Consider the following 14,640-nt stretch of genomic DNA (forward strand, 5'->3'; position numbering starts at 1 on the left):
TCCTATCTAAAAGTAATATCACATGTATCGAAGCCGCTGTTCCATCAGCCTCTTACCGCCTCATACATAAGTATCGCCGCCGAGATCCCCGCATTGAGTGACTCGACGCCATCAGCCATCGGAATGGTGACTCTCACATCTGCCATATCCATGAGACCCGGAGAGATGCCCCGGCCCTCGTTTCCTATGACCAGCGCCGCGCCCCGCTTAAGGTCGGCGTCATAATAGGGGACCCCTCTCCTGGGATCCGTCACCACTAATCTCCGCCCGCTTTTCCTGACTGCATCCAGGACTTCATCCTCGGAATCCACCGTGAAGAAGGGGATCTGAAAGATCATTCCCGCAGTGGATCTCAGGACCTTCAGGGAAAAGACGTCAGCCGTCCCCTTCAGGGCTATGATGCCGGCGTATCCGGCCGCTGCCGCAGTTCTTACCATGGTGCCTAAGTTTCCGGGATCCTGGATCCTGTCCAGCACCAGGACATTGCGCAGGCCTTCTCCAGAGCTTACAAACCGGTTCAGATCCCATACGGGCTTGCGTATCACCCCGACGACTCCCGCTCCGCTCTGAGCGTCGCTGACTTTTTCCATCAACCGCTCTGGAACCACAAAGGTCTTCTCCGGGACGGCCCGATCCAGCATCTCCCTGAGATCACTCATGTGACCCCCGTCAGACACCAGAAAATACTCGGCCTCCCAGTCCTGCTGCAGCGCTTCAGTCACCAGGTTGGCACCCTCTATGAGGAAGAGCCCCTGCCGGTCTCTGTATTTCTTTCTCTTGAGCCTGACCACTTCCTTTATTCTGTCGTTCTTGTCAGACTGTATGCTCAGGCTCATTGATACTTTCCTTCTTGTTTCCGTGTACTAAAACGCCGCAGCTCTACTTCAGGAAATCAGGAACGTCGAAGTTTGACGACGCATCCGGATCCTCACTTCCCAGAAGGGAAGAAAGATCCATCTCTGTTCCGTGGAGTCCGTCCGCAGTCTCGATAGGCTTTCCAGGCTTCCTTGCAGGCTTCGCCTTGGCCTTCTCAGGGATCTCGTCAACGAGTCCGCCCATGGTAAAATCCGTAGCGATGAGGGTGATGGATACGGTGTCGTTCATATCCTCGCTGACCGTAGCTCCGAATATGATATTGGCATCCGGATCCGCCTCTGCCTGCACCTTCTCGGCGATCTTGCTGATGTCCAGCATTCCGAGGTCCATTCCGCCGGATACGTAGAGCAGGATGGACTTGGCTCCGTCGATCTTGGTCTCCAGCAGCGGGCTCTCGACCGCATTCCTGACAGCGTCCTCGATCTTGTTCTCTCCGGTCCCGACACCAACGCCCATGTGAGCGATGCCTCTGCCTTCCATGACGGTCCTGACATCGGCAAAGTCCACGTTCACGATGCCGTACTGGGAGATGAGGTCGGAGATGCCCTGTACGCCCTTGCGCAGAACGTCGTCTGCCATAGCAAAGGCCTCCATCATCGTTGTGTTCTTCTCGCTCGAGTCGATCAGCTTGTCATTAGGGATAACGACAAGGGAGTCAACAAAGTTCTGCAGGTACTGAATGCCCTTTGCCGCTCTGTTCCAGCGCTTCTTTCCCTCGAAGGAAAAAGGCTTTGTAACGACGGCGACAGTCAGCGCTCCGCAGTCCATGGCAGCCTTTGCGATGATAGGAGCCGCACCTGTTCCTGTGCCGCCGCCCATTCCAGCCGTGATGAATACCATGTCGGCATCCTGAAGATAGCTCGTGATCTCCTCAAGTGTCTCCTCTGCTGCTCTCTGTCCGATCTCAGGGTTCGCTCCAGCGCCCCTGCCTCCGGTGATCTTCTCACCGATCTGTATCTTCACCTCTGCCTTGCACTTGGCCAGAGCCTGTTTATCAGTATTAACTGCTATGAAAGTGACGCCCTGCATGTCTGTGTCGACCATTCGATCAACTGCGTTGCATCCGCCGCCACCTACGCCTACTACCTTTATAATTGCTGCATTGTCCTGGTCTTCGACAAAGTCAGAAACGAATTCCATCATAGAGCTCCTCCTAGTCTGTAGTTACATATATGTTAATATAGCATAATAATTGTGTTATTGCACGAAATTGTTTCTTTTTTCAACGCCTTTTCAACGCTTACCCAACATTTCTTTACACTGTATGATCAGACATCCGGGGTAAAGGAAGCGTATCCGTCTTCACTGATCGCTATCGTTCCCCTTTTGATGTTTTTCGCAAATAATTTCTCCAGTATCTGCTGTATATGCCCGTCGTCGATGGAGCTTTCCACTTCCTTTATGGCTCCGGAGACGACCAGGCTCTCATATACGTAGCATCTTATGTACATCTCCGACATCTCGATCCTAATGAAGTAGATGCCTCCGTCGTCCATCTTTCCAAGAAGGGCCAGCGCATCCTTGAACACACTGGCATTTTTCGCCTCCAGAGGCTCTCCAAGTGTTGCCTTTTTGATCTTGATGCCCGTCAGCATCGTCACCTTCGGCGGTGTTTCAGTCTTCCTGAGAAGGATTCCGTTGCGGTCTATGACCAGATATTCGTCTCCGTACTGGATCGCCGCTATCTGCGTCCTCTCTTTCACGGTGATGATCAGCGTTCCCGGAAGTTTCCTGTGTACCTCCACCGACTGGATGTACGGGTTCTGCAGTAGATAATCCTTGATCTGCCTTATACCCGGGTTGTAAATTAGGTTCCGCCCTGTCTCTGCGTGGGCCATCTCGATGATCTCGGTGTCGGTGAAGTATGTGTTGCCGTTGACTTCGATGCTCTTCGTCGTGAAAAAGCCCGAGAGGGAAAAAGCCACGAGGGCGGCCAGTGCGGCGATGATCGCTATTCGCCTGGCTCTTGAAGCGGGGGTCCGCTTCCTCTTCGCACGCTGATCCTCCCTTTTTTTCATGTTTTCAGCAACCTGTTCCTCAGGGGTCATGTACCGCTCCCGTTCACACTGTGTTCAGGGACTATCCCCTGATATCACTCATGATATTATCGTAAATTATATCCGTGGCATTGAGGGGTGCCACTCTGCGGCTTCCCTGCTCCATCTCCTCCAGCGTCTCAGGCTCTCTCATGAGCTGAGCGAGGGTGTTTACCACCCTCACACAGGAATCGCCGTCCTCACGGACGATGACCGCTCCGCCCTCGTCAGCTACAGCCTTTGCATTGTAGTACTGATGGTCGCCTGTCACGTTTGGAGACGGGATGAATATCGCCGCACGCCCCGCCGTCATTATCTCCGCCGCGCTCAGAGCACCGGATCTGGAGATCACGATGCTCGAAGCTCCGAGCACCGCGGGCATGTTGTCTATGTACGGGGTCACCCGTATGTTGTCATGATCTTTGATCCTGAGAGCGTCGAGCTTTCTTACCACGGAAGAGTAGTAATTTCTGCCCGTTCCGAAGATGACGCTCGTCCCGCTCTTCCCGGCGTACTCCCTGACGCATTCGACTCCGATATCGTTGAGGGTAGCAGCGCCCAGACTTCCGCCGAAGACCGTAATGACAAAGTCATCCTCAGGGATGCCGAGTTCTTTTCTGCACTGTGTTCGATCCAGATCGTAAAAGGCTTTTCTCACCGGATTGCCGCTGTAGACCAGCTTATCGTGATCCTTGAAATACATGCCGCCGGCCTCGAATCCGAGGAACACGATGTTTGCGAATTTAGAGAGCTGCTTGTTGGCGACCCCAGGAAAAGCGTTCTGCTCGTGTATGTATATCCTCACTCCCAGTTTGTGTGCCGCCAGGACCACCGGAGCGCTGATGAAGCTTCCGGTGCTGATCACCATGTCCGGCCTGAACTTCTTCATTATGCTCAGAGCCTTGCGGTATCCTATCTCGGTGTTCCACGCTGTCTGGAACAGCTTCATCGGATTGCTCCTGTCTATGCCCTTGGCCCTGACCAGCTTGAGGTCGAAACCGTGAGCCGGAACGATCCTCTCCTCCATGCCGCCGTACGCGCCTATATACAGGATCTGCGTGGACGGATCCTTTTCAATGAACTTATCTCCGATGGCCAGAGCCGGGTAGATGTGTCCGCCGGTCCCACCTCCTGTGAGCACTATCTTCATCTCAGATCTTCCTTTCTGGAAATATTCAATACTATACCCATTGCCGCCATGAACACGAGTATGGAGGTACCTCCGTAGCTGACGAACGGGAGCGTCACTCCCGTGGCCGGCATGGATGCCGTAACGACGGCGATATTCATGAGCACCTGCACTCCCAGCATTATGCCCACGCCCGAAGCCAGGAACATGCCCAGCTTATCGGGAGCGTTGGCCGCCACCACGAAGCACCTTTTTATCAGGAAGAGATAGGCGACCATCAGCAAAAAGATGCCAACGAAGCCCAGCTCCTCTCCGATGACCGCCAGGATGAAGTCATTCTGGGGCTCCGGCAGGTAGAGGTTTTTCGTTATACTGTTCCCCAGCCCGAGGCCCTTCAGGCCTCCGTTGCCGAGGGCTATGAGAGACTGGGACACCTGGTATCCCTCTCCCTGACTGTTTTTAAAAGGATCGATGAAGTTGGTGATCCTCGAGTACCAGTGGCTGTCCGGCAGGAATGTCAGGATGAATATCACTCCTGCGACTCCCGCTCCGATAACGGCTCCGATGTATCCCCAGTTCAGTCCTCCCACGAGGAGCATGCCGACCACGATCACCAGTATCACTATGGCCGTGGACAGGTTAGGCTGTTTCACGATCATTGCCGCCTGCACCAGTGTCAGAGCAAGTAGCGGCAGTATGCCGTGCCTGAGGTCCGTGGCCCTGGTCGGGTCCTTCGACAGGAAAACGGCCGTGAATATGATCATCGCCAGCTTGGTGAGCTCACTCGGGGTGATGCCGATCGGTCCGATGTAGATCCACCGGGTGGCACCATTCACGCTCGTTCCCACAGGCGTCAGCACCAGTGCCAGCATCATCACTGTCACCATGAGGTAGATCCTGTTGTACCTAGCCATCTTGTGATAGTCCCACCTGGCCATGAAGAACATCAGGACGAACCCGGCGGCTGCAAATCCCGCCTGTTTTTTCAGGTAGTAGTACGGGTCAGGCTTGCTCAGGTTCACCGTGGAATAGTACCCGGCGCTGAACACCATCACCACTCCGAAGAGCACCAGGCCTGTGACCAGGAGCACTATGATGTAGTCGTATACGGACAGCATCCTGATGGTGGACTCCGACAGATACTCCCTGGGATCCGGAAGGTGCCTCTTGCGCCTCTTTTCCACGTTCTCCCCGGAGCCGTTCTCCGCCGCTTCATTCCTTTTTCTTTTTTTCTTTTTTTCTTCGGACTTCCTTGCCATCGTCACCAGAATGCTTTCTCAGCGAGGGCGATCTACTTCAGGAGCTGCTCGACGCAATCTTTGAAGTGCTTTCCTCTCTGCTCATAGTTATCGTACATGTCCCAGCTGGCGCAGGCCGGGGACAGGAGGACCTTGTCTCCCTTTTCCGCCAGGGACACCGCTTTCTTCACGCAATCGTTCATATCCTTTTCGTAGAATATGCTGGAGAATCCCGCCTTCTCCGCGGCCTCTCCGATGATACCGCCGTCCCTTCCCATGAGGATCAGGTGCTTTACCTTTCCCGGAAGGTGCTGAGCGAACTCGGTGAAGTCCTGGGCCTTGCCGTCTCCCCCGGCGATGAGGATGATGTTGTCCTTCAGTGCGTTCAGGGCGATGATGGCGGCGTCTGTATTGGTCCCCTTGGAGTCGTTGTAGAACTTTACTCCATCCACCTGTCCGCAGTACTCGATCCTGTGCTCCACTCCCGGGAACTCACGGATCGTCTTTCCAATGATCTCATCGTCTATCCCGGCGCAGAACGCTATGGCGGCTGCAGCCAGCGCGTTTTCCACGTTGTGGTCGCCTATTATATTCAGCTCGTCCACACCGCAGATGTCGTGGATGCTTCCGTCTCTGTCGGCGATCACGATCCTGCCGCCTGAAACGTATGCGCCCTTTTCAAGTTTTTCAGTTCTGCTGAACGGAAAGAGCTCCGCCCTGCAGTCGTATTTTTCGGCCAGCTCGTAGCAGGCCTGATTCCCCTTGTTGATGACCAGGACGTCGTCCTCGGTCTGGTTCCTGAACACGTTTGCCTTGGCCTCGCCGTAGCGCTCCAGGGTCTTATGCCTGTTCAGGTGGTCCGGGGTGAGGTTCAGTATGGCGGATATGGCCGGCCTGAATGTCTCCGTGGTCTCCAGCTGGAAACTGCTCACCTCCGCTATAAGCCACTCGTCCGGCGCAGACTCGAGAGCTACGGACATAACCGCCACTCCGATGTTGCCCACGACCGCCGTGTTCCTCCCTGCTTCTTTGAAAATGTTGCCGACCAGGGTGGTGGTAGTGGTCTTTCCGTTCGTTCCGGTGATGCCGACGAAGGTGCCGCGGGAGATGCGGTATGCCATCTCCAGTTCTCCTATCACCTCGATGCCCATATCTCTGGCCGTCTGCAGGAACTGCAGGTCGGTGGCCACGCCCGGGCTGAGGACGATGGTGCTGTATTCGCCTATGTTCTCCGGATCGCATCCGAAAATGTACGGGATCCCGTTTTTCTCCAGCCAGGTCACCAGCTTCGGATCCACCTTATCCCTGGTCTTGGAATCCTGGCATGTGATCTCTGCTCCCAGGCTGTGAAGGGCTTTCGTGGCCGCGACTCCGGACCTGCCCATTCCTACCACCAGGATCTTTTTTCCTCTTACTGCTTCTCTGTTCTTCTCCGCAAAATCCTCAGGTATTGCAGTTCTCACATCTTTGCCTTCCATTTCACACCCTCCTGCTGCCGGTCACAGCGATCTCACATCTATATCGTTCTTCTATATAACGGAATAGTATCCGATCACACAGCACAGAGCCGTAAACGTGGAGAACAGAAGTACGACTCTGACTTCATTCATTCCCCCGAGCTCAAAGTGATGGTGAAGAGGTGCCATTCTGAAAAATCTCTTTCCTCCTGTTTTTCTGAAATACGTCACCTGAATGATGACGGACAGCGCCTCAAGGACGTAGATCAGCCCCAGCACGGGAAGGATGAACTCCGTTCCTGTAACTATGGTGACAGCCGAGAGCACTCCTCCGAGAGCCATGGAACCGGTATCGCCCATGAATATCTTTGCTGGATGCCTGTTGAATATCAGGAATCCTGCGAGAGCGCCGGCGATGATCATCCCCGAGCTTGCGAGCACGCCGTTTCCGGCGCTCAGTCCGATGGCTGTCATCCCGATGCCCACTATTATGGTCACTGAAGACGCAAGTCCGTCCAGGCCGTCAGTCAGGTTCACGGCATTGGACATGGCGATCTCCACAAAGATCACGAACGGAATGAAGAGATATCCGAGGTCCACCCATACTTTTGCAAACGGGATGAAAACAGATGTTCCGACCTGTCCGGCAAACATCATGTAAAATGCAATGGCCGCGCCGAACACCAGCTGAAGGATTATCTTCTGCCTCGGATTGAGACCCAGATTGTTCTTCTTCGCTATCTTCTCAAAGTCGTCCAGGAATCCTATCAGCCCGAAGCCGACCATGGTGAGTATTATCACCATGCCGTCGGGATTTCTTCCGAAAGCCAGGATCACCCCAACAATTATCCCGGCAACAATGGCTATCCCACCCATGGTAGGTGTGCCGGCCTTGCTCTTGTGGGCCTGCGGGCCTTCCTCCCTTATGTACTGACCGAACTGCTTCCTGTGGAAATACGGTATCAGGAAATATGTCAGCACGGCCGTGACAAGCATGGCTATAACAAAATACGGTATCAGGGATCCTCTGTTCATGAATGTTCTTTCCTTAAACTCAAATTTCTTTCAGACGTCAAACGAGGCACCTGCTACCTGTCTCCTTCTTCCACAAGGACCTTCACCAGCTCTTCCAGAGCCATTCCGCGGGATGCCTTCACGATCACCAGATCGCCTTCCTGAAGTCTGGACGGCAGATCCTTTTCCGCCTCAGCCCTGTTCTCATAGCTGATAATGACCGGAGCCTTCTTCCCATCCTCAGACTTCTCACGGGCTCCCTCTGTGATGTCCGCCGCCAGCTCTCCCACAGTCACCAGGACGTCCAGGCCCGTCTCCAGAGAATATTCTCCGACAGACCTGTGGAGGGCAGCCGAGTCGGCTCCAAGCTCCAGCATGTCTCCGAACACCGCCACGGACCTTCCTTTCCTTTTGCTCCTGGAAAGGATGTCGAGGGCGGCCTTCATGGACTCCGGGCTGGCGTTGTACGTGTCGTTGATCACTGTGTATTTTTGTGTCTCCGACACATCCAGCCTGTTGTCGTTGGAATATACGTTTTTGAGTGCCTCTATTCCGTCTTCTTCACTTATTCCGAGCCTGGCACCAAGAGCTATTGCGAGCGCTGCGTTCCAGCTGTTGTGGGCTCCTATCACAGGAAGCTTCATCTCGAGCCTCCCGCCGGTCTCTCTCCCCTCGCGGGCACCAAACTCCAGCGTGCATTTTACACCATCTATCCCCTCATCGCAAATTCCGGAGATGCGGTAATCACACCGGTTTCCTGTGCCGATGGTAACTATGTCGAAATCGCCCTTTGTGTGCTGTCTGATCCACTGCGGCTCCAGCTCGTGACAGTCGCTGTTCACCACCAGAACGCCTTTCTGGCCGTTACGGCCGAAGCCTGTTGTGATGGCCAGCTTGGCCTCAGCCAGCTTTTCCCTGGTTCCGAACACCCTCATGTGAGCGCTTCCTATCGTGGTGACGATGGCGGCCTCCGGCTTCACCATGTCCACCAGGTCTTCCATGTCAGCTCCGTATCCCAGGCCTATCTCTATCACGGCTATCTCGGTATCCGGATCGAGTCCGAACACGGTGAGAGGAATGCCGTACTCGCTGTTCAGGTTCCCCGGGGTCTTTCCCGTTTTGTATTTAGAAGACAGAACGCTGTAAACGAACTCCTTTGTGCTGGTCTTTCCGACGGAACCCGTCACGGCGACGCGCCTGAGCTCAGGCCAGTCTTCCATGTATTTCTTTGCCAGCCTCATGATGGCCCTGGTCGTGTCTTCCACAAGGATGACGTTTACATCCCCGGCCTCCTTCATCTTGTCAGCCCACTCCCGGTCGGAGACCACCACGGTGTGGCAGCCCCTTTCCACCACGTCCGGAAGGAATCTGTGAGCGTCCACCCGCTCACCTATGATCGCAAAGAACAAACCGTTTTCCCGGACGTTCCTGTTGTCTATGGCGACGTTGTCGACTGTGTCATACATACCGCCTTCCGCTCTCGCCCAGATGCGTCCCTCTGTTCCTGCTGCAATATAATCGATGGTTACGGGTCTCATGCCTTCTCCTTTCAGATGGAAATGGATCTGTGATGATTTAGTTTACTTACTGTAGAGGTATACCGTGGAGCCCTTCACCACCTTGGTGCCGGCCTTAGGATACTGGTCGACCACGCTGAAGGAGGTGCTCTCCTGGCCAGACGGCACTGACTTCACGCTGAGCCCCTGTCCCTGGAGCTTCTTGATGGCCTCCTGGCTGTCGGTGTTGGTAACGTCTGGCACGGTCACCTCGCTCTGGGCCATGGAAGCCTCTTCCTTGCTGTTGTACTTTCTCTCAACGCCCTTGTAGACGAGGGTCTTCTCGAGGATGTTCTTGATGATAGGGCCTGCGGTGTCGGCACCGAACTCGCCCTTGGTAGGCCTCCTCACCAGTACCAGCACGGAGATCTGAGGATCGTCCATAGGGGCCATGGCGACGAAGGATGTGACCTTGTCGTCGGAGTAACCGCCGTTCTCAGCGATGTTGGCAGTTCCGGTTTTTCCTCCTACCCTGTAGCCGGGGATGTAGGCGCTGGTGCCGCCCCCGTCGCTGACGTAGTATTCCATTATCTCTCTCATCTGATCTGCGGTCTCTTTTGCCACCACCTGGCGGACCGCCACATCAGAGAAGGATTTCACTGTTTTTCCATTGGAGTCCACGATCTTCTGGACCACCTTTGGCTGCATGAGTACTCCGTCGTTTCCGAGAGCGTTTATGGCGGTCAGAAGCTGGATCGGCGTAACTGCGATGCCCTGCCCATATCCAGTTGTCGCCAGATCTACTTTTGAGAGGCTGTTGGCGTTCTTGATGATGGCCGTTCCCTCTCCCGGAAGATCGATGTTGGTCTTCTGGTTGAAGCCGAAAAGATCTATGTATCTGTAGAATTTCTGGGCCCCCAGGTTCATGGCAACTGTGGCCAACGCCGGGTTGCAGGAATTTCCAACGGCCTCCTTGAGGTCCTGGCTTCCGTGTCCCGCAGAGCTCCAGCAGTGGAGCGTCGTACCGTCAACATCTATGGCTCCGTTGCAGTAGTACCTGGAGCTTGTGGTGGCCGATCCAGTGTCTAGGGCAGCCGCCGCTGTAATGAGCTTGAATGTGGAACCTGGCTCATACACGCCGCTGACTATGGAGTTGGTCCACATGCGGCTCAGGTAGTCGCTCTGCTCGCTGGTGCTCATGACCTTGAAGCTGTTGTAATCCTCATCGCTGGAAGGTCTGTAAGGGTTGTTCGGGTCGTAGTTCGGCGTGCTGGCCATCGCCAGAACGTCGCCGGTCCTTGGATTCATGACGATGCAGGAAATTGAGTCCGCGCCCGTGTCCTCCATGCCCTGTGCCAGCGCGTCCTCTACGTAGTGCTGTATCACCTCGTCGATGCTGGTGACCAGGCTGTCTCCATCCTTGGTCTCGTAGTACTTGCTGCTGGCAGTAGCCAGAGGATTGCCCTGGCTGTCTGTGCTCCTTATGATCCTTCCCTTCACCCCTGCAAGTGTGGAGTTGTACTGGTACTCAAGGCCCATCAGGCCGCTGTTGTCGCTGTTGACTCCTCCCAGGAGCTGAGCGGCAAATGCGCCGTTCGGATAGGATCTCGTGACCTTGGTTCTGACGACCACGGCACTGCCGAATTCCTTCTGGGCCTTCTTGATCTGAGACTGCTTAAGGCCGTCCGCCAAAAGTGCCGGATTGTCCTTGCCCTTCAGCGCCTTCTCAATATCGGAAGCATCCTTGCCGGTGATCTCCGCCAGCTTCTGGATGTTGCTGTCTCTCTTGCTCTTGCTGAGGCCGTCGGCCCTGTACAGCTCGTTGGTGTATCCGTAGAGCTGGTATTCCGTGACTGTCTGGGCGAGGGCCTTCATGTTCGAATCGTATATGTTCCCCCGCACAGGATCAAGGGACGTGTCTGTGGTCTGCATCTCCGCGGCCTTCACCTGAAGGTCATCCGCCCTGACCACCTGCCACCAGGCCGTCTTGAAGATGAGGAATGACATGACCACCGCCATGAGGGCGAATATCACGGAGAGCCTCTGCCTGTTGGAAAAGCTGACGGTCTTCGACCGCCGCAGCTTCGACCTCGCGCTCCTCTTTTTTCTCTTTTCTATTATCTTCTTTATCTCATCGTCGGTGTAGTTCGCCATCGCTCTCCTCTGTATTACGAAAAAAGGGCCACTAACCCTCGGGGATCAGTGGCACCTGCGGAATCGATCCTAGCTGTACGCCTCGTCCTTGATGGTGGCGGCCAGATCCGAGTTGGTGTTTTTCTGCGAGCTGATAGCAATGCAGTTCTGAGAATCCGGATGCACCATGCCGTATTCTTCAGTGGCCACTTTCTCGATCTGATCAACGTTGGTAGCCTCGCCTATCTGATCATTCAGGGAATCTATCTCAGCCTGAAGATATTCGTTGTCCTTCTGCAGCTGAGTGTTTTCTCTTCTCAGGTTGGCAGCAAAGGCAGCCATGAACACAATGAGGAGGCATATCATGGCCACGCCCACTATGAGCATGAATCCCTGATACCTTCTGAGGGCCTCTTTCTTCGAGATCCTTCTGGCTCCCGTTCTCGCCCCGGTCCTCATCCTGGACGAAGTATCGGATGATACCTTTCCCAATTGTCTTGTTGCTCCTGCTGCTGTCATTTTACTCCCCCCGGCTGGCTGCATCCAGCTTTTCTATGACCCGGAGCTTCGCGCTCCTCGATCTGGGGTTCCTCTCCAGCTCTTCGCCGGAAGGAACGATCGGTTTTCCGGTAACTTTCCTGACGTCTGGTTTTTTTCCACATACACAGACAGGTATGTTCTTCGGACAGGTGCACGGATCCAGTCTCTTGTGAAAAGCCTGCTTCACTATCCTGTCCTCCAGAGAGTGGAAGGTTATTATCGCCAGCCTCCCACCTGGCGCCAGAATATCCGGCAGCGACTCGGCCGCACGCTTCACGTGATCCAGCTCCCCGTTCACCTCGATGCGTATTGCCTGAAACGTCCTCTTCGCCGGGTGAGGTCCTTCCCTCCTGGCCTTTGCGGGGATCGCCGCCTTGATCACGTCCACCAGCTCCCAGGTGGTCTGTATCGGCGCCTCTTCCCTTTTTCTCACTATGAACTGGGCTATCCGGGAGGCCCATCTTTCCTCGCCGTATTCCCTGATCACTCTCTCTATCTCCCGCTGGCTGTATCCGTTGACCACGTCGTAGGCCGTCAGACTGTCGTCCTCGTCCATTCTCATGTCAAGAGGGGCGTCGTGCATATAGGAAAAGCCTCTTTCCGGGTTATCCAGCTGGAACGAAGACACCCCAAGGTCCAGGAGTATGCCGTCTGCACCGGCAGGTCCGCAGGCCTCCCTGAGCGTCTCCAGATCGCTGTAGTTCGTGTGGAGGAATCTCTTCTCACAGGTGAACCCCTCCAGTCTCTTACGGGATGCGTCAAGTGCATCCGTGTCTCTGTCCACCGCTATGAGAAGACCATTTCCATCCAGCCTTTCGCATATCCCGGCCGAATGGCCGCCTCCACCGGTGGTACCATCGATATATGTTCCTCCCGGCCTGATGTTGAGCGCTTCCATCGCCTCGTCGAACAGGACGGGAACATGCTGAAATTCCATGTGTGCACTCCTCTCTACAGGTCGTAGGCCTCAAGCTTCTTTACGAAATCGTCGTTGTCCATGAGGTTCTCATCCTCAGGATCGTTGTATACCTCACGGCTCCACACCTCGATCTTGTCCAGTGCTCCCAGCGTGATGAGATCCTTCTTTATCCCTGCGTACTTGATAAGGTTCTGCGGGATGTGGATCCTGCCCTGAGAATCCAGGCTGCACTCCTCTGCATTGGAGAAGAACTGCCTGATGAACCGGCGGACGTCTCTGTCGGTCTGGCGGAGCTTGCTTATCTTGTCCACCAGTACCTGCCAGTCCTCCATGGAGTAGATGTAAAGGCACTTGTCGAATCCGGCGGCCAGCATGCAGGTGCCACCCAGCTGGTTACGGTATTTGGCGGGAACGATCATCCGGTTCTTGCCGTCTATTGAGTTTTCATATGTTCCAGTGAACATGCGTCCCTCCCGATAAGCCGAAAACAGAACCGAAAAAACACACTTTCCCACACTTACTGATTATTAGTGCCACCATTTTAACCCACCACCCACCACTTTTCAACGCAAATACTCCCCTATCGCTCCCGTCCCTCCACTTTGCCGCCCACGATATTCCGCAATTTTTTTCCAAAATCCGGAAAAAAGCGAAACGGGCACCACATATGGTGTCCGTTTCGGAAAAATCATTCTATTTGTTGTTTCTTAAATTTGTTATCCCGTGGTAGAGCGGGTGGAGTGCCGGTGGAGGGCCCGCCCTTAAACCCACGGGTAAATTGTGCTATCATGAATCGTGTTCTGTCCGGGACGAACCGGAGCAGATGCGATCATTCTTTCAGATAAAGGGGTAAAGACACAATGCACGAGACAGCGATCAGCAGGCGCACCTGGGAAAAGATCATCCTTGTAGTGGCGGGAAATCTCTTCTACGCCTGCGGAAACAACCTGGCCATAATGCCGCTCCACCTCTACAGCGGAGGATTCACCGGTATAGCCCAGCTCATCAGGACGGTCCTGATCCAGATCCTCCACATGCCCGTCCCTACCGGGTTCGACATCTTCGGAGTGGTCTACTTCCTCATAAACGTACCGTTTTTCTTTTACGCTTATAAAATCATGGGCAAAAAGTTCTGTCTCACCACGCTGATCTCCATCGGCATGGCTTCCGCCTTCCTTTCCATCATCCCGATCCCGGTGCACCCGATCATCGAGGACAGGATGCTGGCGGCTTTCTTCGGAGGGCTTGGCTCTGGCGTGGGCGCCGGCATGGTGCTCCGCGCAGGAAGCTCCCAGGGAGGCCAGGACCTTCTGGGCGTGTGCCTCGCCAAAACGCACCCGAACTTCAAGGTGGGCACCGTGGGCATCATCGTGAGCGTCACGGTCTACGTGTTCTGCCTTTTCATGTACGACATCACCACAGTGCTCTATTCCATCGTGTTCGCCATCATCACCGGCCTGGCCATCAACAGAGTCCACGTCCAGAACATCAAGATCCAGGCGATAATATTCACCAAGGAGACCGGAATGTCGGCCGCCATAATGAACGAGCTCCACAGGGGCGTCACCAGGTGGGAGGGCACCGGAGCATACACCAACGACGACTCCCACGTCCTGGTCACCGTCATCTCGAAATACGAGGCCGGACACCTCCAGGATATAGTGGCGAAGATAGATCCGCACGCCTTCGTGATCCTGGACGAGAACGTCACTGTTCTGGGTAACTTCCAAAAGCGATTCACTGAATAGTTGACGCAGATATAGCTATACGAGGCAGCGTAGCAGTCGTCTGCGGCAACGTGG

13 protein-coding genes are annotated in these 14,640 nt (G+C 54.8%); 1 reads left to right on the plus strand and 12 read right to left on the minus strand.

Annotated elements, in window-relative coordinates; translation table 11 throughout:
* Positions 1-44: 44 nt before the first annotated feature.
* The 12 genes from BQ7382_RS05360 to mraZ form a co-directional block, all read right to left on the minus strand.
* A complete protein-coding gene (locus BQ7382_RS05360) occupies positions 45-836 on the minus strand; it encodes a TrmH family RNA methyltransferase (RefSeq protein WP_077391076.1) in 792 nt (263 codons plus the stop codon).
* A gap of 43 nt (positions 837-879) precedes the next feature.
* Positions 880-2,019, minus strand: coding sequence for a cell division protein FtsZ (gene ftsZ / locus BQ7382_RS05365; RefSeq protein ID WP_077391077.1), 1,140 nt, complete (start codon positions 2,017-2,019; stop codon positions 880-882).
* Positions 2,020-2,144: 125 nt separating this feature from the next.
* Positions 2,145-2,894: a cell division protein FtsQ/DivIB gene (locus tag BQ7382_RS05370; RefSeq protein ID WP_159437235.1), complete on the minus strand. Its 750-nt coding sequence runs from the start codon at positions 2,892-2,894 to the stop codon at positions 2,145-2,147.
* Between the two features lie 61 nt (positions 2,895-2,955).
* Entirely contained in the window at positions 2,956-4,062 is a 1,107-nt protein-coding gene (gene murG, locus BQ7382_RS05375) for an undecaprenyldiphospho-muramoylpentapeptide beta-N-acetylglucosaminyltransferase (protein WP_077391079.1), read from the minus strand.
* Positions 4,059-5,300 (minus strand): putative lipid II flippase FtsW, encoded by a 1,242-nt coding sequence (ftsW, locus tag BQ7382_RS05380; RefSeq protein ID WP_077391080.1) that lies wholly within the window; start codon positions 5,298-5,300, stop codon positions 4,059-4,061. Before ftsW ends, murG begins: the two co-directional genes overlap by 4 nt.
* A 32-nt stretch (positions 5,301-5,332) precedes the next feature.
* Complete coding sequence (gene murD / locus BQ7382_RS05385; protein WP_077391081.1) at positions 5,333-6,757, minus strand: UDP-N-acetylmuramoyl-L-alanine--D-glutamate ligase; 1,425 nt, start codon at positions 6,755-6,757, stop codon at positions 5,333-5,335.
* Between the two features lie 51 nt (positions 6,758-6,808).
* Positions 6,809-7,771 carry a phospho-N-acetylmuramoyl-pentapeptide-transferase gene (mraY, locus tag BQ7382_RS05390; RefSeq protein ID WP_077391082.1) on the minus strand — a complete coding sequence of 321 codons (963 nt, stop codon included), beginning with the start codon at positions 7,769-7,771 and terminating at the stop codon, positions 6,809-6,811.
* Positions 7,772-7,824: 53 nt separating this feature from the next.
* On the minus strand, positions 7,825-9,288 hold the full coding sequence (locus BQ7382_RS05395) for a UDP-N-acetylmuramoyl-tripeptide--D-alanyl-D-alanine ligase (RefSeq protein ID WP_077391083.1): 1,464 nt from the start codon (positions 9,286-9,288) through the stop codon (positions 7,825-7,827).
* A gap of 42 nt (positions 9,289-9,330) precedes the next feature.
* Positions 9,331-11,400, minus strand: coding sequence for a penicillin-binding transpeptidase domain-containing protein (locus BQ7382_RS05400; RefSeq protein ID WP_077391084.1), 2,070 nt, complete (start codon positions 11,398-11,400; stop codon positions 9,331-9,333).
* Between the two features lie 69 nt (positions 11,401-11,469).
* A complete protein-coding gene (locus BQ7382_RS05405) occupies positions 11,470-11,871 on the minus strand; it encodes an FtsB family cell division protein (RefSeq protein ID WP_159437236.1) in 402 nt (133 codons plus the stop codon).
* A 28-nt stretch (positions 11,872-11,899) separates the two neighbouring features.
* Entirely contained in the window at positions 11,900-12,856 is a 957-nt protein-coding gene (rsmH, locus tag BQ7382_RS05410) for a 16S rRNA (cytosine(1402)-N(4))-methyltransferase RsmH (protein WP_077391086.1), read from the minus strand.
* Positions 12,857-12,870: 14 nt separating this feature from the next.
* Positions 12,871-13,302, minus strand: coding sequence for a division/cell wall cluster transcriptional repressor MraZ (gene mraZ / locus BQ7382_RS05415; protein ID WP_077391087.1), 432 nt, complete (start codon positions 13,300-13,302; stop codon positions 12,871-12,873).
* 396 nt (positions 13,303-13,698) lie between these two features.
* On the opposite strand from mraZ, the gene BQ7382_RS05420 reads away from it, so the two are divergent.
* The gene (locus BQ7382_RS05420) at positions 13,699-14,586 is read left to right on the plus strand and encodes a YitT family protein (protein ID WP_077391088.1); all 888 of its coding nucleotides are present in this window, start codon (positions 13,699-13,701) and stop codon (positions 14,584-14,586) included.
* Positions 14,587-14,640 lie beyond the last annotated feature (54 nt).

The organism is Mobilibacterium timonense (assembly GCF_900155555.1).
In the GTDB taxonomy this organism is placed as follows: Bacteria; Bacillota; Clostridia; order Peptostreptococcales; family Anaerovoracaceae; genus Allobaileyella; species Allobaileyella timonense.

What these genes read in the sequence shown, in the direction of transcription:
- mraY (WP_077391082.1), bottom strand. Translation starts at nt 7,771, where the DNA reads ATGAACAGAGGATCCCTGATACCGTATTTTGTTATAGCCATGCTTGTC.
- mraZ (WP_077391087.1), bottom strand. Translation starts at nt 13,302, where the DNA reads ATGTTCACTGGAACATATGAAAACTCAATAGACGGCAAGAACCGGATG.
- BQ7382_RS05360 (WP_077391076.1), bottom strand. Translation starts at nt 836, where the DNA reads ATGAGCCTGAGCATACAGTCTGACAAGAACGACAGAATAAAGGAAGTG.
- rsmH (WP_077391086.1), bottom strand. Translation starts at nt 12,856, where the DNA reads ATGGAATTTCAGCATGTTCCCGTCCTGTTCGACGAGGCGATGGAAGCG.
- BQ7382_RS05400 (WP_077391084.1), bottom strand. Translation starts at nt 11,400, where the DNA reads ATGGCGAACTACACCGACGATGAGATAAAGAAGATAATAGAAAAGAGA.
- ftsZ (WP_077391077.1), bottom strand. Translation starts at nt 2,019, where the DNA reads ATGATGGAATTCGTTTCTGACTTTGTCGAAGACCAGGACAATGCAGCA.
- ftsW (WP_077391080.1), bottom strand. Translation starts at nt 5,300, where the DNA reads ATGGCAAGGAAGTCCGAAGAAAAAAAGAAAAAAAGAAAAAGGAATGAA.
- BQ7382_RS05395 (WP_077391083.1), bottom strand. Translation starts at nt 9,288, where the DNA reads ATGAGACCCGTAACCATCGATTATATTGCAGCAGGAACAGAGGGACGC.
- murD (WP_077391081.1), bottom strand. Translation starts at nt 6,757, where the DNA reads ATGGAAGGCAAAGATGTGAGAACTGCAATACCTGAGGATTTTGCGGAG.
- murG (WP_077391079.1), bottom strand. Translation starts at nt 4,062, where the DNA reads ATGAAGATAGTGCTCACAGGAGGTGGGACCGGCGGACACATCTACCCG.
- BQ7382_RS05420 (WP_077391088.1), top strand. Translation starts at nt 13,699, where the DNA reads ATGCACGAGACAGCGATCAGCAGGCGCACCTGGGAAAAGATCATCCTT.
- BQ7382_RS05370 (WP_159437235.1), bottom strand. Translation starts at nt 2,894, where the DNA reads ATGAAAAAAAGGGAGGATCAGCGTGCGAAGAGGAAGCGGACCCCCGCT.